This window comes from Anaerolinea thermolimosa, from assembly GCF_001050195.2.
GTDB lineage: Bacteria > Chloroflexota > Anaerolineae > Anaerolineales > Anaerolineaceae > Anaerolinea > Anaerolinea thermolimosa.
In genome coordinates, this window is sequence record NZ_DF967965.1 from 2,583,714 (window position 1) to 2,600,588 (window position 16,875).

Consider the following 16,875-nt stretch of genomic DNA (forward strand, 5'->3'; position numbering starts at 1 on the left):
ATCAGGCGCTTTGCGGGGGACAGGGATGGAATCCCTGCGGGAGTGAGCGTGCAGGGGCTCGAACCCTGAACCAATGGCTTAAAAGGCCACTGCTCTACCATTGAGCTACACGCCCGAACAACGAAGCCAATTTTATCATGCCAGAAAAGGTGCGTCAATGATCCCACGAAAAATGCCCGCCTGTTTTTCCGATTTCGGTGTTTTAAAGATTAAACCTGTAAAGGAGCCCCTATGACTGAACTGCTCTACCAGACTGATGCATACCAGCGTGACTTTGAAGCCACGGTGCAGGCCGTGGATATCGAAAACCATGCCATCCTGCTCGACCGCACCGCCTTCTATCCAGGTGGAGGCGGCCAGCCGGCAGACCAGGGCCATTTACACTACCCTGGCTTTACCCTCCCGGTAGTACGGCTTGTTAAAAAACCCGAAGGCATCTGGCATGTCCTGAGCCTCGACGTGCCCTTACCCCCAGTCAACACCGCCCTGCGCGGTGAAATTGATTGGAACAGGCGGTATGCCCTGATGCGCACCCATACGGCGCTTCACATTCTATGCGGTGTGGTCTTCCGCGATTATGGCGCCCTGGTAACCGGGGGCGATATGGAGCCCCTCCACGGACGTATGGATTTCGAATTTGAATCGCTCACTCGCGATCTGGTCAGTGTCATCGAAGAGGCAGTCAATCGTGAAGTAACCGCCAGCCGCCCTGTCATTGTGCGTATTCTCCCCCGTGAAGAAGCCTTTCAGATTCCCGATCTTATTCGCACCAAAATCAATCTGCTCCCACCCGGAATACAGGAAATTCGCACCGTGGAAATCTCGGGCCTTGACCTGCAGGCCGACGGTGGTACCCACGTTCGCAACACGGCCGATGTCGGGCACATTCGGGTGACCGATTATAAGAGCAAAGGGAAAATCAATAAGCGCATCTATATCGAATTGGATGCATAAGCTCCCATAAAGCCACGCAGTAAGAACCGCGTGGCTTTATTCTCGGAACCAGCCCAATCCACAATCTCATTCCCCGGCTGGATTGCTTTATATTTTTATACAAAATAGATTTATAATATCACTATAAAGCAAATCAGGGGGTGCTTCAATTTGTGGTTTCGATGGCTAACAAGGAGTTTCTTATGATTGACACTCATGAAGTAGGACTTGGCTGGCAGCGTGATCTTCCAGATTACCGCGATTACACCGCAGAACATGAAAAAGTACGCGAAATTTTGGATCAATCCCAGCCCCTCAGTCATGCATTAACCGCCCGTTCTCTGGGTAGGGTTGACTTACGAGAATGGTGCTCCCCGGTTGAAAATCAGGGCAGCCTGGGTTCCTGTACTGCCCACGCCGCCATTGGCATGGTGGAATATTATCAACGAAGGGCAAAGGGAGAATACCTGGACGCCTCACGCCTCTTCCTCTACAAAGTCACCCGAAACCTCCTCGAATGGACCGGTGACACCGGTGCCTATCTTCGCTCCACCATGCGCGCTCTGGTGCTCTTTGGTGTTCCACCTGAGCGCTACTGGCCTTATCGTGTGGCCGATTTTGAGAAAGAACCGCCTCCTTTTTGCTACGCCTTCGCTCAAAATTACAAAGCCATCAAATATTATCGGATCGATCCCCCCGGTATAAAACCATCGCAGGTGTTATCCTCTACCCGTCGTTATCTACTCGCAGGCCTCCCCTGTATGTTTGGCTTCTCTGTGTACACCAACATTCCTCCCGCAGGCGATGGAAAAGGCGAGATTCCCTTCCCCCAGGAAGGAGATAGTCTCATTGGCGGGCACGCCGTACTGGCCGTTGGCTTTGATGATCAGAAAAAAATCGGTAAGGATAAAGGGGCACTCCTCATTCGCAACTCCTGGGGAGTAGAATGGGGAGAATCCGGTTACGGCTGGTTACCGTACTCTTATATTGAGGCCGGTCTGGCCGCCGACTTCTGGTCAATGGTCGCGGCTGACTTTGTCTCTTCAAAACTGTTCCAGTAAAACAATCTACGGCACAAACCTTGCAACTCTCTTGGTAGTTCGATTTCAAGAGGTTGTGGTCATGCGCCGTTTCGGATTCATCGCAGCAATCATCCTTCTGGGCTATTTTCTCACCGGCTGTAGCTGGGCAGGTGCTCCCGAGACCATCGCTGTACAGGCCAAAGCCAGCGCGGCCCAGTCGGAGTCTGATTTTGCCGACCCCTCTATCCGGTTCCCCTCTTCCAGGGACGGTTCCTTTACCATTCAACCGGGGTATCCAGATTATCTTCCCGCATTTACCAGGCCAGATGCCGGATGTGCCTGGGTCGGGATTGCCGGGCAGGTGCTCGATTCGTTCAATCAGCCCCTCTCTGGCATTCGGGTTCATGTAACAGGCTCCTTTAATGGCCTGATGATCGAGTCAACCGTGACCAGCGGCGACCATACTGCCTACGGCCCGGCTGGTTTTGAAATTCAGGTGGGAACCCAGGCCATGGATAGCCAGAACAGCCTCACCATCCAACTCCTGGATGACTCCGGGCAACCGCTCTCGCCCGCTTACCCGATCACCACCTACGCAGACTGCCAGAAGAATCTGATCCTGATCCAGTTTCAGGCCTCCCCCAATTCCTGAGCGTTCAAAGCCCAGGCGAATGGATCATTCCGGCCCTGGTATTCCACGCACTGGCTTGTTGTTGCCTGGAGTATAATAGCGGGCAACGAAACCCTCATGAACGAATCATCCTTTTCACCGCTATTGCATGGGTTCTCAGCGGATCGCGCCCTGACGCTTGCAATACAACGCTGGTGGGTGATTGCCCTCCTGGTGCTCACGGGCGGACTGTGCGGCCTGGCGGTAGACCTTCTCCTCCCACCAGACTACGAAGCTGGATTCTACGTGCTGGTTGGCATTGACCAGACCAACGCTGGAGAGCTTACCCAGTACGAACAAGATGTACTTTTCGAATCCATTGGAGGGATACTCTATGCCCCTTCCATGCTTCAGCAGGTAGCCGCCACGGCTTCAGCACAGGGATTGGATGTTACAGCAGACTGGCTCAAACCGCGCATCCGTGTAGAACGCCGACAGTCCCTCTGGCAGGCACGCGTCCGTGCACCATCTCCTGGCGAAGCCGAATCTCTGGCACACATCTGGTTGAACGAAAGCCAGACCGAGATTCAACGTGCCTATGCCAGTGCTGAAACCGCCGATGGCCTGACTCGCTACCTGCAAAGCCTTGAAAACTGCCTTACGCAGGCGGTAACCAGCCCTCCATCGTACGGTTTGTGTTCTCAGGCAAATCTGGCCGCCATTCAAAAGGAACTCCACCAGACCGGAGCCGAGGCCAATGCTGCCCGCCTGGCCGCTCGAGGTATCAACACCAGCCTGATGATTGACTTGCCCCAGATGGATCTGATCCCGGCCCAGCGCATCCTGCTTAAGCGGGGCCAGCGCGGCCTGGCTGGAGGTTTCATCGGTTTTCTGATCGCCATCTGGGTTGTTCAAATTTCCACCCCTTCCCGGTTTTGGAGAAGGAACCATGGCTGAACGCTGGCGTGCACGGCTGGAATGGGTGGCCTGGTTTTTGTTTATGCTCTCCCTGCCATTCACCAGTTTTCCACTGGTAAAGCGCCTCACCGGTTCAAACATGGTGGCGCCGGCGGCGCTCCTTCCGCTGGGGTTGTTGATTCTCATTTCATTCCTGCCAAACGTATTACGAGGGCAGCCCCTTCCCCGGCAAAGCCTCCCTCTTCTGGCCTGGTTGAGTCTGGCGCTTGTTTCCGCGGCCTGCGCTTTCTTTCTTTCCATTCCCCCTTACCACAACTTCACCCTCGTCGACTCTGAGATGGATGCCCTGGCCACCATGGTCATCGGGGTGGCTTTTTATTTCATCGCTGCCACTGGCGCGAACCATTCCAAAAGGCTGTGGTTCCTCCTGCGCCTGGTTAACTGGAGCGGTCTGATTGTGACCATCGCCGCATTACTTCAGGCGGGTTTCTGGCGCCTCCATGGAGGTTACCCGGTATGGATGGAGCAAATTCAGGAACTGCTGGTAACCCACCAGCTTTACCTGGAAAGGGCCAGCGGCTTCGCTTTCGAGCCTTCCTGGCTGGCGCATCAGTTGAATCTGCTGTACCTGCCCTGGTGGCTGGCCTCTTCATTGCGGGGCACAACCGTGCATCGCCTTCGCCTGGGGCCATTGACCTTCGAACGGTTCCTCCTGGTTACGGGAATACTGGCGCTGATTTTTTCAGTTTCCCGCATCGGCCTGCTCGGTTTTCTTCTAATGATCGCTTTCCTGTTTTTGCTGGCCGTCCTCTGGCTCATGGAATGGTTAGAAAAACGTGCGCTGGCTACATCTTCACTGGTCGGTGCGCGACGGGTATGGGCCAGGATCGGTTTACGCGCCGGGTTAACCACCCTCGTTTTGATCTTGCTGGCCGGAATGTTCCTCAGCGCAGGCTATGCTCTGAGCAAGTTCGACCGCCGTATGGCCGGGCTATTCGATTTCAAAGCGTTGCAGAGTGGATCGTTTGCCTATTACGCCAACCAGCTTGTCTTTGCCGAAAGGATTATTTTCTGGGAAGCCGGCTGGAAAGTGTTCAATCAATTTCCTCTTCTAGGAGTAGGGCCTGGAAACGCGGGGTATTTCTTTCCCCAAACCCTCAGCGCGTTCTCATGGAATCTGACCGAAGTTTCTACCCTGATGTATCAGCAGGATACTCTGCCCAATATTAAAAGCCTGTGGGTGCGCCTTCTGGCAGAAACAGGGATCATCGGTTTTGCCTTTTTTATCACCTTTCTATTCCTTCACTGGCTTACGGCCAGCTGGCTGAGAAAAGCGTCGGGAGTTTGGGGGTCTCTCGGGCTGGCCGGGATGCTGGCGATCATCGGGTTATTCACCGAAGGTTTCAGTGTAGACACCTTTGGATTACCATACTACTGGATTTCACTCGGCTGGATTGCCGGTGCCTGCCTGGCGCTGGAAAAAGATTGGGGAGGAAAACTTGGATAAACCATCCAGATATATCCTGACGGTAGGGGTGTTGATCCTCGTAGGCTGTCTGTGTCTTTCGACTCTTTGCCTGGCCGCAGCCGGATTGATCGTTTACCGCCAGGTTCAATCCAGCAGTGCTTCGGCGCCCAACATTCACAACGAGCAGCCTTCCGTTATTCTCCCAACGGTGGAAGCAACGCCTTTTCCGAAATCTCCTCAATCCACATCTCCCACCACACCCACCCCCTTTGTTGAAAACCCCACCTCCCCCGAAAATGCCGCTGAAACCCTGCGCACCCTGCGCCAGGCCGTCATTCCCATCAATGACCCCGTCGATCTGGCCGCGCGGTTAAAAGGCCGGCCCGGCCTCTCACCCACACTTCCTCCACCAGCACGCCCCCTCCAGGTAGGTGACGAACAGACCTTCTGGGTGACCAATGGAGATACTGACGAAAAACGTCAGGTAACGGCCACCTTGCGATATATCAATGACCAATTGTATTTCTGGGTAGAGAATGGTGTGGTCTATCGCAGCAGTGATATGCGCCGACTCGCCGATACCTTTGCCACAAAAATTTACCCGACCAATCGGGAATTTTTCGGGAGTGAATGGAACCCCGGAGTGGATGGAGATCCGCGTTTGCATGTACTCTATGTGCGCAATGTGGGTAGTTCCGTGGCAGGCTACTTCAGCTCTGCCGATGAGTTTCCACCTGCCGCGCTGGAGTTTTCCAATGCACGTGAGATGTTCGTCCTCAGTGCTGACAATGTTTTGCTCGGAGAATCCTATATTTACGGCACCATGGCTCATGAATTCCAGCACATGATCCACTTTCACACCGACCGAAACGAAGAAAGCTGGCTAAACGAGGGTTTCTCCGTGCTGGCCGAATTACTCAACGGTTATGATGTGGGCGGCTTCGATTATCTCTTCATGATCGACCCCGATCTCTCCCTGACCTACTGGCCCGGCCCCGGGCAATCGGGGCCCAATTACGGCGCTTCTTTTCTATTCGTTACCTATTTCCTTTCGCGTTATGGAGAAGACGCCACAAAAGCCCTGGTTGCCGATCCCGAAAATGGCCTGGAGAGTATAGATCGCGTCCTCGCACAACGCGGCGAGAGCAACCCCGCCACAGGGTTACCGGCTACCGCCGATGATTTCTTCGCTGACTGGGCTGTAGCTAACTACCTGGACGATCCATCCGTCGCTCAGGGTAAGTATTTTTATGCCAGGTATCCGCAGGCACCGAAAGCTTCTCCCACCGAAGAATTCTCACATTGTCCGGTCGAATCACAGACGCGTTCGGTCAATCAATACGGCACCGATTACATCCGCATTACCTGCCCGGGCACCCATCGGTTCGTCTTTCAGGGAAATACCCTGGTACCCCTGCTGCCAGTGGAGCCTTACTCAGGGAATTATGTTTTCTGGTCAAACAAGGGAGACGAGTCAGACATGACTCTCACCCGCTCTTTCGATTTCACCCACGTCAGCGCTCCTATCCAGCTTTCTTACCGCACCTGGTATGACCTGGAAAGTGGTTACGATTACGTGTATTTACTGGCATCGGAAGATAGGAAAACCTGGCACATGATCCATACGCCATCCGGAACAGATGAAAACCCCAATGGGAACAATTATGGCTGGGGTTATAACGGAGAAAGCGGCCCCGCCTGGCGTCTGGAAACCGTGGACCTTTCCGCATTTGCCGGAAAGAAAATCCAGCTTCGTTTCGAATACATCACCGATACTGCGGTATACAGGGAGGGTTTTCTCATCGACGACGTGACGGTCGATGCCGCAGGATATTCTACCGACTTCGAAAAGGACGATGGCGGCTGGTTGGCTGATGGCTTTGTCAGGGTATCCAACCGCCTCCCTCAAACTTTCCGGGTTTCACTCATCCTCCTCGGACATGAGACTCAGGTCATGCCTCTTGAACTGAACGCCAGCCAGCAAGGTACCGTTGAATTTACCCTCGGAGACGAGTACACCGACGCCGTGCTGGTGATCAGCGGAACAACACGCTTTACCACCCGCCAGGCTCAATACCAGTTCGAAATCCAATAACTTGTCTTCAGAGGCCCCTGTAAACGAGAGCATCCCGGATCAGAAAGCTCTCGTTCGAGGTCTCTTTCTGCTGGAAACTTCCTGATTACAGGTAATCCATTAATATATACAAATTACACCAAAAAGGCAGTAATTATCTGATATTATTAATGAAATTTCCTTAACGGTTTTCACGAGGTATCTATGGAACAAATCCGTGCTATTCGCGCCGTCATTGAACCCCAGATGGTCATCGAAGGGGCAGGGGTACGCCTGCTTCGTTCCATCGCTCCCCGGGTTTCTAATGAGTATGATCCCTTTCTCCTGTTCGATCATTTTGCCTTTAATGACCCCAGGGAGGGCCCCATTGCAGGTTTCCCCACCCATCCCCATCGAGGCATTGAAACCGTTACGTATATGCTGGAAGGGAATGTGCGCCACCGCGACAGCCTGGGGAACATGGGCATCATCGGACCCGGAGACGTGCAGTGGATGACTTCAGGTCGCGGCATTCTTCATGAAGAAATGCCTCGCCGCGGCCCCGGTGGGGTAATTTATGGCTTCCAGTTGTGGGTCAACTTGCCCGCTGCGCTGAAAATGAGCCGCCCACGCTATCAGGAAGTACGCGCCGATACCATTCCCGTCATCGAGCAGGGGGGAATACGTGTGCGGGTTGTAGCCGGGACGTACGCCGGTATAACCGGGCCAGTCACCGAAATCGCCGCTGACCCTCTTTACATGGATATCTCCCTTCAGCCTGGCAGCCTGTTTGAGCATCCTGTTGCACGCGGACATACCACGCTGATCTATCTATTTCAGGGTGAGGTCAGAGTCGGTGGAAACACCATTTCTGCCGTCAAAATGCTTCACTTTGAAGATGGGGACATCTTGCGCATTGAGGGTGGAGATCAACCCGCCCGCTTTATGGCTTTTGCCGGGGCGCCATTTAAAGAGCCCATCGTCCCTTACGGACCGTTTGTGATGAACACCCGCGAAGAAATTCAGCAGGCGTTGATCGATTTACGCAATGGTACTTTCGTCCAGGAAGAAAGATAAAAGGGTTATGATGAATATTTTTCAGCACTATCTTGCAACCGAGTTTGCCGAAGAATATCAGGAAGGGCGGATGACCCGGCGGCAGGCGTTACAGATGATCATTTCCGTAACCGGAAGTGCAACCATTGCACAGGCTCTGTTAGCTGCCTGCACTCCCGCTTCGGAAGCCATGGAAAATCCGTCCTCTGAAAACACACTCCCACCTTCCCCCGCTCCAGGGAGCACCCTGCCTGCTCAAACCCCCTCACCTGCCAGCGCAGGCTCAGAACCCACCTCCTCGTTCATTCCACATGGCACAGTCTCACCCGACGATCCATCCATACAGGCCGGGAAAATCGAGTTCCAATCCAGCGATCAGGCTTCCATTCAAGGCTACCTTGCCCGCCCGCGAAGCTCCGGCACACACGCCGTTGTGCTGGTATGCCACGAGAACCGCGGCCTCACCCCTCACATTCAGGATGTTGTGCGGCGGCTGGCAAAAGCCGGTTATGTGGCGCTGGCGGTTGACCTGCTCTCTCGAGCCGGAGGAACACCCGCTCTCGAAACCGATCAGGTTCCCGGCATTCTGGGGAATACCCCCCCGGACCAGTTCGTGGACGATTTTCGCAGTGGATGGGAATTTCTCGCCTCCATCCCTGAAGCCGACCGTCACAGAGTGGGCATGACCGGTTTTTGTTTTGGCGGTGGTGTCACCTGGCGGGCGGCCACGCGGTTTTCAGAGTTGCGTGCGGCTGTCCCTTTTTATGGGCCCCATCCCCCGGTTGAAGACGTTCCCGGCATTCAGGCGGCTGTTCTCGCTATCTACGGCGGCAACGACTCTCGCATCAATGCGGGCATCCCCGTAATCGAAGAAGCCATGCGCAGACATGGCAAAATTTTTGAGAAAATCGTTTTTGAAGGCGCCGACCATGCCTTCTTTAACGACACGAGCCCCCGCTATCATGCCGAGGCCGCCGCTGAAGCATGGAGACAAATGTTGCGCTGGTTTGATCGCTACCTTCACTAAGCGCCGTTCATTCCTTACATTTCCGAAGTCCACAGGACAGTCATTTTCCATCAGACGGCGTCAGCGATAAAACACGACTCGCATTCGTAACCTATCAGCGCGCCACGCGAGGATGTCTACCGTTTTCTGCCTAATCCACACGCAATTCCGCGGCTGGAATGCTCACCGGCGGCTCAGGAATTAGAAAATATTTTTTATTGCAATCCCCTGCCTGTACTCTCTATAATAAATTGATCCTTTAACTACTCTTTCATCTGGCCATCTATAAGAGGAGGGTACATGAAAAACGTGGCGCTTCAAAAAGCAAGCCTCTCCGTGATGCTTGCAGTGGTTTTAATTCTTGGGTTGGTCACTCCAGCTTTTGCGGCCACCCAGCTCCCGCTGAAGGTTGTTGAGGTCATTCCCGGCGGGCTAATCAAACTCCAGATTGCCAACATGCCATCCAACACCGAATTCACCGTGCGCATGGGCCCAGCCGGTAGCAAAGGCGCGGGCGGCTACGTCATCGCTCATTTTGATTCGGGCGGCGGAGGCACCCAGGAATACTGGTTCGAGGTTCACGCCAATGTACGCAGCCTATCCTTCATTGACGTACGCGTCGAAGGAGGAACCTACTTTGGCTACACCACCTTTGATAACACCAAAGTCCTTACCTCAGGCGGGGGAACGGTCTCGCCAACCCCTGTACCCCCCTCCACCGGTGGGCCCACCACGCCGTCAGTAAGCGGCAGCCCTAACCTGCAAGTGGTGAATTCTCAGAAAGGCGGGTGGGTGAAAGTCCTCTTTACCGGTCTGCCGGCAAACAAGACCTTCACCGTGCGCATTGGTATGGCTGGAACGCGAGCGGCCAATCCCCTGGGATACATAGTGGCTCATTTCGATACCGACAGTCTTGGGTCACAGGCGGGCACCTTTGAAATTCCCTTCCCACTGCGGGCTCAGTCAAGACTCGACTTCAGCATCGAAACCACCGGTGCTTTCTACTTCGTCTCGTTTGATAACGTAGATAAGTGAGTCTATTCGAATAAACCCAAAAGGCTGTCCGGGTGAAATGCCGGACAGCCTTTTCAGCGATTAAGCCACCGAAGGGATTCGAACCCTTGACCTGGCGTTTACGAAACGTCTGCTCTGCCAGCTGAGCTACGGTGGCGCGGGCGTTATTATACCAGCACCTCTGCTTAACTTACAAGATTCAGAAACCCATCATTTTCTCTCAAGGACATTGCGATGTTACAATTAAGTTATGAACATCGCGATGATCTCTTATCACACCTGCCCACTGGCAACGCTGGGAGGAAAAGACACCGGCGGGATGAATGTTTATGTCCGTGACGTCACGCGTTTCCTGGGCCAGCGCGGTGTCCATGTGGATGTGTTCACCCGCTCGCAGGATGAGCATATCCCCCATGTGTTACATGATCTGGGTTACGGAAACCGGGTAGTTCACATTCCAGCCGGACCGGAGGTGCCCCTCCCCAAAAAAGAACTGGCCAGGTATCTGAGCGACTTTGCAGAAGGCATCAAACAATTCGCCCTGGAGAAGGGGATACGCTACGACCTCATCCACAGCCACTACTGGATGTCGGGCATCGCCGCCGAAGCCCTCAAAGCCGCGTGGGGCGTACCTGTGATTCACATGTTTCACACCCTGGGGTTGATGAAAAACCGCATCGCTCGCAGCCCGGCAGAAATGGAAGGGGAATATCGCATTGAGGGAGAAAGGCGGGTTTTGCAGATTGCTGACCGCATCATCGCCGCCACTCCTGCCGAACGAGCCCAGCTCCAGTTCCTTTACCAGGCCAGCGACTCCAAAATTACAGTTATTCCCCCCGGTGTCGACACCAGTCGGTTTTATCCCATCCCTAAAGAGGAAGCCCGCGAAATCATTGGTATTCCCGCCAATGATGACGACCGGCTTTTGCTTTTCGTAGGACGTATTGAACCGCTTAAAGGGCTTGATACCCTCATCCGCGCCATCGCCATGATGCGTGAGCAGGGTGTGCAATGCCGCGTGCCGCATTACCTGGCTGTGGTAGGCGGGGATCCTCAGGCCAGTGGCGAGAATTTAAGTGATGAAATGGCTCGCCTCCAGGCACTACGCGAAGAGCTCGGGTTGAACGAACTGGTTCTCTTTCTTGGAAAACGTGCCCAGGATACCCTCCCCTATTATTATTCCGCTGCCGATGTGTTGATTATGCCCTCGCATTATGAATCCTTTGGCATGGTCGCCCTCGAGGCCATGGCCTGCGGCACACCGGTAGTGGCTTCCCAGGTGGGAGGGCTGGCATTTCTGATACAGGACGGTCAGACGGGCTTCGTAGTGCCAGATGGTGATCCCTCTGCACTGAGTGAACGGCTTACTCTCCTCCTCACCGATTCCAATTTGCGGCAAAAACTCGGCCAGCAGGCCGCCTTATATGCCCGCCAGTATGCCTGGGAAAAGGTCATTGATCAGATTTTAGATGTTTACCTGCAATTCGGGTTGCAACCCCAGCCAGCCTGACCTTCAGGGAAGGAAAAGATAAAAAACACCGATCGCAAGCAACGCCATGCTGAGCGCGGCTCCCATGCGCTGGATCCGTCTTTCTGAGAAAAGAAACATCCAGGCCATCACACCCATCAATGCCATGATCAGGCCAATGCCCAGCCCGATATACAGAAGGCGCGCCACCGGAGACCAGCCAGAAAAGGGGTGGAGGAAAACGATCATCACTCGCTCTCCAGCCAGCCCCAGCAAGCTTGCCATAAAGAAACGCGCTCCCAGGGGTAAAAATGGGCGCCAAAGCAAACCGGTCATCAGGCTGGCCATGACAAGCACGACAAACGATGTTAAACCAAACAGCGAACGGTTTTCCAGAAATGTGCTGGCTTCGATCACCCACCAGCCCAGCAGCCCCCCTGCCATTCCATACCAGGCGCGCGCCACCTCGCTGGAGCGAGACCACAATGACCGTTGCAGGCTGAACATCGCTACGGCCACAAGACCAATGACAAAGATCATCAGGCCGGTACCGCCAAAAAAACGCTCGAGAGGACTGGTGATCATCAGGATCAACACATTGAGCAAATACAGGATAAGCGCGGGAACCAACCCATCAACGAACTTACTGGTAAGGTCGCGACGAATGTTCACTGATTATTTCAATCCCCAGAAAAGTCTGCCCTACTCTTCCGACACAGGCCGAATACGCCCCAGAAAATCGGGAATTAATCGGGTATATTCCGACTCCATGAAAGGTGAAGTGATTAAAAAATCAGCCGTGGCGCGGTTGCAGGCGGTGGGAATATTATGCACCACAGCCAGCCGCAATAAAGCCTTCACATCCGGATCATGGGGCTGAGACTGGAGCGGATCCCAGAAGAAAATCAGAAAATCCACCTCCCCTTCTACAATGCGCGCCCCGATTTGCTGATCACCCCCCAGCGGGCCACTGTGGAAAGTGGTTACAGGAAGGCCAGTTTCCTGCCTGATGAGCTTACCGGTCGAGGCTGTGGCAAACAGTTTATGACGGCTGAGTAATTCCCGGTTATATTGAACCCACTCCAGGAGATCCTGCTTCATGCCATCATGAGCAATGAGGGCAATTTTTTTCGTCGGGGGGGTCTGAACGCGCAAAACCACCATAAAAGCACCTCCATGAAGACTCGAATCCGCTTGCGTTTATTATAGGGGAACTGGAGACAGACTCAACCAAAAATCACCCCGGGGGTACCCGTAAAATAACTCTCAGTTGATCAGCAACTTTTCGCGATAAATTCGCCGGATAGTCTCTTCCAGGGGCGGACGCCGCACTTCCAGGTCACGAATTCGGAATTTTTCCAGAAGACGGGTGATCAGTTCAGCCGAGGTGACCTGACGATGATCGAAGTGATATTCAGCATGGAGTCCCTGCCGCACAGGTGGATCCATTCCGGGCAACGAAACATCCTCGTATTCAACCTCGAAATCCACATGGAGCGTCCATGTGCTTTCGAAACGATGGTTGAGCATGGTTAGTGACCCATCAAACAGAAGGCGTCCCCGATCCAGGATCATCACCCGCTCACATAAACGTTCTACATCAGCCAGATCATGAGTTGTGAGTAATACGGTAACTCCACGCTGACGATTGACATGCAGGATAAACTGACGGATGTGTTCTTTTGCAATCACGTCCAGCCCAATTGTCGGCTCATCCAGGAAGAGCAAACGAGGTTCATGAATAAGCGCGGCGCACAGGTCAGCACGCATCCGTTGGCCCAGTGAAAGAGAACGCACCGGGGTGTTGAGGAAAGAATCCAGGTCTAATAGCCGAGAAAACTCCCGCAGATTGGAGCGAAAACGTTCCGCCGGAATGCGGTACATGGGCTGAAGCAATTCCAGTGAATCGATCACCGGTAAATCCCACCACAACGTACTGCGGTACCCAAAAATTGCACCAATCTCGCGCACATAACGCTCTCGTTCCAGCCAGGGCACCTTCCCATTGATATGCACCTCACCGCTGGTTGGAACGAGCAACCCGGTGAGCACCTTAATGGTGGTCGATTTTCCCGCCCCATTGGGGCCAAGGTAACCCACCACTTCACCTTCTTCCAGCTCAAAAGAGACGTCCTGCACCGCACTGACCTCAGAATACCGGGGAGAGAGCAAATTAACCAGTGCGCCCCCGAGGCCCGGGCGCCGTTGGAGAATCTTAAAGCGTTTATAGAGATGCTGAACCGAGATGATCGGGGACATATCAGGTTCCTGTACTTTGATAATGGCTTAAACCTACCTGCCAGAAACGACTGGCCAAAAAAAGCATTACTCCACCCACCAGCGGAGCCAGAAAAGGCGAAAAAGCGGGCAACCCCAGCGGATCGGGTTTATCCAGAATATACAAGGCTGGATAGAAATTCAGAAAAATAAAAGGAATCAGGTAAGTAAAAAAACCACGCAGCCAGCGCGGATAAATCGTCATCGGGTAGCTCATCACTTCAACTCCCCCGTAAGTCAGGATATTAATCGCCTCAACTCTTTGCACCGTCCAAAAGGTGAGAGTAGAACCGGCCATAAAAAGGGCTCCCATTGCGGCGATCTGGCTGATCCACATCACCGGGAGTAATCCCACTTTCAGGGGGGTCCAGTGTACCGGCAGGTTTACCAGTGCGAATATCAGCACCAGCGCTCCCTGGGTAATCCGACCCAGCCGGCGCATGACAAAAGCACTCCCGAATATTTGAAGCGCCACGCTGACCGGGCGAAGGAGAACCTGGTCGAGCAAACCCTGTCGAATGAAGCGAGAAAACGAGTCGGGATCGAAGCCGCTGAAGAGCATATCCATGCTACCAAAGGAGATCTCAATCATTCCATACAGGAAAGCCATTTCGGCAACGCTCCATCCAGCAATCGAACCGAAGCGTTGTAAGACCAGATATGTAGAAAAAAAGTAAGAAAAATTGAGCAGGCCGGTGGTGATAACATCCGTCCAAAAGGAAACGCGAAACTGCATCTGTGAGCGCAGTTGAATCGAAATCAGACGCAGATAGAGACTGAGCTGGTGGCGCACCTCACCCTCCCTGAATAACCAGCTTGCGAATGCCAGCCCGCAGAATGATCTGGCTTAAGAAAACCAGGACGATAAACCACATCCCCTGCACCCCAAGCGCCCACCCCAGTTGACTGCCGCTGACCACGCCGAGATAAACCTCCACTCCGGTATTGAACATGGCGGGGAAGGGTGTCAGATGGCAGAGACGAGAGAACCATTCCGGATACAACCGCAGGGGTATGATGAACCCCGAGGCCAGTTGAGATAAGGCATAGGCTCCCCGGCCGATCCCCCGTGCATCTGGCGTCCAGAAAGCGGCCAGATTGACCAGGAATCGCCAGGCATAAGAAACCAGCCAGCTGGCGGCCAGCGCAAGTATCGTCCACACCCATCCCAGAAGGCTCTCAGGCATTACTACAGGGTAAAACAGAGCGAAAAATAACAGTAAAAGGAGTCCACGGACGACGAGATTTACCAAAGAGTGCCCCAGATCGCGTGCCATCCACAGCACAAAAAGAGGCACCGGGCGGATCAGGTCAGAAGCGATGCTCCCCGAATATACGGTGGTCATCAGGTCAAAGGTACCAAAGAGCGACAGGAATGCGATCATGGCCTGACCGATGGCAATATAGGTGAGTGCCCCCTCCAAAGTAAGTCCGTTCACTTCGGAACGACCGTTATAAAGGGCGACAATCACTGCGGCCCGAAAAAAACCCCAGAAGAAATTGGTTACCAGGCCAGCCACAAGTGCCGTGCGGTACGTGGCCTGCTCGAGGATGGAAAGTTTAATCAAGTGCAGGAAAAGGCGCATGGCAAATCCATTAAAACACAAACCCCCGCCTGATGGGGGGCGTTTGTGTTTTCCTGTTAATCGAGGAAACGCTTTACACGGCGATTTCGTCCGCTGCAGCCGGAAGCTGGTACCCGAGGTTCCTCAGAGCCTTTTTCAAATCGATGAGCGATTTTCGCCCGAAACCCTCAATGGCAAGCACCGAAGCCTCGCCCTGTTCAAGCAGAGCCAGCACCTGCCCCACCGTGGCAATGCCCGCCTTGGTAAGCGCATCCGTCGCGCGATTGCCCAGGTTGAGCTCAACAATCGGGCGCTCAAGAGAGGTTCGAGCTTCCTCGCGAGCCTTCTGCTGTTCCACAAAGGACTGGCGAGCCTGAAGTTTTCGATAGAAGCGATCAACCTGACCTTCAGAGTCCACAATGCGAGCCTGTTCGCCAGTATAGAAGGGGTGGCACTTTGAACAAACCTCGGTGTGGATGGTCTTTTTCGTAGAACCTGTCGTCCAGGTGTTGCCGCAGGCACAAATGACTACGGCGTCAGTATAGAATGTGGGGTGAATGCCCTTTTTCATAATATTGATCCTTTCGACCTGCAATCCGGTCGCCTCCACAACGTGCGCCGGGGCAGGATCTGCTGAACCGATAACCTATTCGGCCGCCGGAAGAGGCAGGATGGAAACCACCTTGCGACCGTTGGGCAGGGTCTCATAAACGACCACACCATCCGCGGTAGCAAACAGCGTGTCGTCCTTGCCGATACCAACATTCTTACCGGGCCGGATGCGGGTGCCACGTTGCCGGACCAGGATATTGCCCGATAAAACTTTTTGCCCGGCATACCGCTTCACACCCAGGCGCTGGGAATTGCTATCTCGTCCGTTGCGGCTGGAGCCGCCACCTTTTTTGTGAGCCATCGTTCCTACTCCACTTCAATAGAGTCTACAGCCAATCGCGTATAGTGCTGGCGATGCCCGGTCTTTTTGCGAATACGCTTCTTGGGGCGATAGTGAAAGACAACGACCTTGGGGCCCTTAAAATGCGAAACCACCGTGGTGTTGACCCGCGCGCCTTTTACCACCGGCGTTCCCACTGAGACCTGGTCACCATCGACCAGTAAAAGGACAGAATCCAGCGAAACCTTCTGGCCGGGCTCGGCTTTAAGCAGGTCCACTTCGAGAGTGGCCCCTTCGACGGCTTTGTATTGCTTGCCGCCACTTTCTACGATTGCATATTTCATGTTTTACTCCTCAATCTTCACTTCGCCTCGCGCCCCGCAGAGGTCCCCGCCGGGCCAAGGGGAAGTTGGGGATACAGATGAACGCCCCAGCCTAGTTCGCGCCGGGGCCAAAGCGAGGGTTATTATACCGGGTGGAAGCGAGTCTGTCAAGAAGGGGTGTTAGTGCTGTTAGTGCAAAGTAGTAAAGTCCCCTTTGTGCAAAGTTAAAATGTCCCCATAGGAGGGACGAGAAAGGGAATGGACGAACTA

At 53.9% G+C, this 16,875-nt stretch carries 18 protein-coding genes, 2 tRNA genes and 1 pseudogene; 10 read left to right on the forward strand and 11 right to left on the reverse strand.

Going from position 1 to position 16,875, the window contains the following annotated elements; genetic code table 11:
• Window positions 1–43: 43 nt before the first annotated feature.
• Window positions 44–115 (reverse strand) — tRNA-Lys (locus ATHL_RS19160).
• Window positions 116–231: 116 nt separating this feature from the next.
• On the opposite strand from ATHL_RS19160, the gene ATHL_RS11795 reads away from it, so the two are divergent.
• From ATHL_RS11795 to ATHL_RS11835, 9 genes are all read left to right on the forward strand, one after another.
• Complete coding sequence (locus ATHL_RS11795; RefSeq protein WP_062193867.1) at window positions 232–954, forward strand: alanyl-tRNA editing protein; 723 nt, start codon at window positions 232–234, stop codon at window positions 952–954.
• Window positions 955–1,136: 182 nt separating this feature from the next.
• Complete coding sequence (locus tag ATHL_RS11800; RefSeq protein ID WP_062193870.1) at window positions 1,137–1,994, forward strand: C1 family peptidase; 858 nt, start codon at window positions 1,137–1,139, stop codon at window positions 1,992–1,994.
• A 61-nt stretch (window positions 1,995–2,055) separates the two neighbouring features.
• Window positions 2,056–2,607 carry a hypothetical protein gene (locus tag ATHL_RS11805; RefSeq protein WP_062193881.1) on the forward strand — a complete coding sequence of 184 codons (552 nt, stop codon included), beginning with the start codon at window positions 2,056–2,058 and terminating at the stop codon, window positions 2,605–2,607.
• Window positions 2,608–2,703: 96 nt separating this feature from the next.
• The gene (locus tag ATHL_RS11810) at window positions 2,704–3,522 is read left to right on the forward strand and encodes a YveK family protein (protein ID WP_062193884.1); all 819 of its coding nucleotides are present in this window, start codon (window positions 2,704–2,706) and stop codon (window positions 3,520–3,522) included.
• On the forward strand, window positions 3,515–4,990 hold the full coding sequence (locus ATHL_RS11815) for an O-antigen ligase family protein (RefSeq protein ID WP_062193886.1): 1,476 nt from the start codon (window positions 3,515–3,517) through the stop codon (window positions 4,988–4,990). Before ATHL_RS11810 ends, ATHL_RS11815 begins: the two co-directional genes overlap by 8 nt.
• Window positions 4,983–7,046, forward strand: coding sequence for an immune inhibitor A domain-containing protein (locus tag ATHL_RS11820; RefSeq protein WP_114679497.1), 2,064 nt, complete (start codon window positions 4,983–4,985; stop codon window positions 7,044–7,046). Before ATHL_RS11815 ends, ATHL_RS11820 begins: the two co-directional genes overlap by 8 nt.
• Before the next feature lie 183 nt (window positions 7,047–7,229).
• Entirely contained in the window at window positions 7,230–8,081 is an 852-nt protein-coding gene (locus ATHL_RS11825; protein ID WP_062193892.1) for a pirin family protein, read from the forward strand.
• A gap of 7 nt (window positions 8,082–8,088) precedes the next feature.
• Complete coding sequence (locus ATHL_RS11830; RefSeq protein ID WP_062193894.1) at window positions 8,089–9,087, forward strand: dienelactone hydrolase family protein; 999 nt, start codon at window positions 8,089–8,091, stop codon at window positions 9,085–9,087.
• A gap of 279 nt (window positions 9,088–9,366) precedes the next feature.
• Window positions 9,367–10,101, forward strand: coding sequence for a hypothetical protein (locus ATHL_RS11835; protein ID WP_062193897.1), 735 nt, complete (start codon window positions 9,367–9,369; stop codon window positions 10,099–10,101).
• 63 nt (window positions 10,102–10,164) lie between these two features.
• On the opposite strand, the gene ATHL_RS11840 is transcribed toward ATHL_RS11835, so the two are convergent.
• Window positions 10,165–10,237 (reverse strand) — tRNA-Thr (locus tag ATHL_RS11840).
• Between the two features lie 93 nt (window positions 10,238–10,330).
• Between ATHL_RS11840 and ATHL_RS11845 the strand changes: the two genes are divergently transcribed.
• Window positions 10,331–11,590, forward strand: coding sequence for a glycosyltransferase (locus tag ATHL_RS11845; protein WP_062193899.1), 1,260 nt, complete (start codon window positions 10,331–10,333; stop codon window positions 11,588–11,590).
• A 3-nt stretch (window positions 11,591–11,593) separates the two neighbouring features.
• Here ATHL_RS11845 and ATHL_RS11850 read toward each other — a convergent pair whose 3' ends face one another.
• The 9 genes and pseudogenes from ATHL_RS11850 to rplU all read right to left on the reverse strand — a co-directional run bounded on the left by ATHL_RS11850 (window position 11,594) and on the right by rplU (window position 16,626).
• Window positions 11,594–12,220 (reverse strand): hypothetical protein, encoded by a 627-nt coding sequence (locus ATHL_RS11850; RefSeq protein WP_062193901.1) that lies wholly within the window; start codon window positions 12,218–12,220, stop codon window positions 11,594–11,596.
• 30 nt (window positions 12,221–12,250) lie between these two features.
• On the reverse strand, window positions 12,251–12,712 hold the full coding sequence (locus ATHL_RS11855; protein ID WP_062193904.1) for a methylglyoxal synthase: 462 nt from the start codon (window positions 12,710–12,712) through the stop codon (window positions 12,251–12,253).
• Window positions 12,713–12,814: 102 nt separating this feature from the next.
• A complete protein-coding gene (locus ATHL_RS11860) occupies window positions 12,815–13,807 on the reverse strand; it encodes an ABC transporter ATP-binding protein (RefSeq protein WP_062193906.1) in 993 nt (330 codons plus the stop codon).
• 1 nt (window position 13,808) lies between these two features.
• Complete coding sequence (locus ATHL_RS11865) at window positions 13,809–14,618, reverse strand: ABC transporter permease (RefSeq protein ID WP_062193908.1); 810 nt, start codon at window positions 14,616–14,618, stop codon at window positions 13,809–13,811.
• A gap of 1 nt (window position 14,619) precedes the next feature.
• A complete protein-coding gene (locus ATHL_RS11870) occupies window positions 14,620–15,411 on the reverse strand; it encodes an ABC transporter permease (RefSeq protein ID WP_062193910.1) in 792 nt (263 codons plus the stop codon).
• 73 nt (window positions 15,412–15,484) lie between these two features.
• The gene (locus ATHL_RS19345) at window positions 15,485–15,748 is read right to left on the reverse strand and encodes a DNA-directed RNA polymerase subunit alpha C-terminal domain-containing protein (RefSeq protein WP_236822402.1); all 264 of its coding nucleotides are present in this window, start codon (window positions 15,746–15,748) and stop codon (window positions 15,485–15,487) included.
• Window positions 15,749–15,757: 9 nt separating this feature from the next.
• A pseudogene (gene rpmE / locus ATHL_RS19350) lies at window positions 15,758–15,961 on the reverse strand (50S ribosomal protein L31); the annotation flags it as partial.
• A gap of 75 nt (window positions 15,962–16,036) precedes the next feature.
• Entirely contained in the window at window positions 16,037–16,303 is a 267-nt protein-coding gene (gene rpmA, locus ATHL_RS11880) for a 50S ribosomal protein L27 (RefSeq protein WP_062193913.1), read from the reverse strand.
• Between the two features lie 5 nt (window positions 16,304–16,308).
• A complete protein-coding gene (gene rplU, locus ATHL_RS11885; protein ID WP_062193915.1) occupies window positions 16,309–16,626 on the reverse strand; it encodes a 50S ribosomal protein L21 in 318 nt (105 codons plus the stop codon).
• Window positions 16,627–16,875 lie beyond the last annotated feature (249 nt).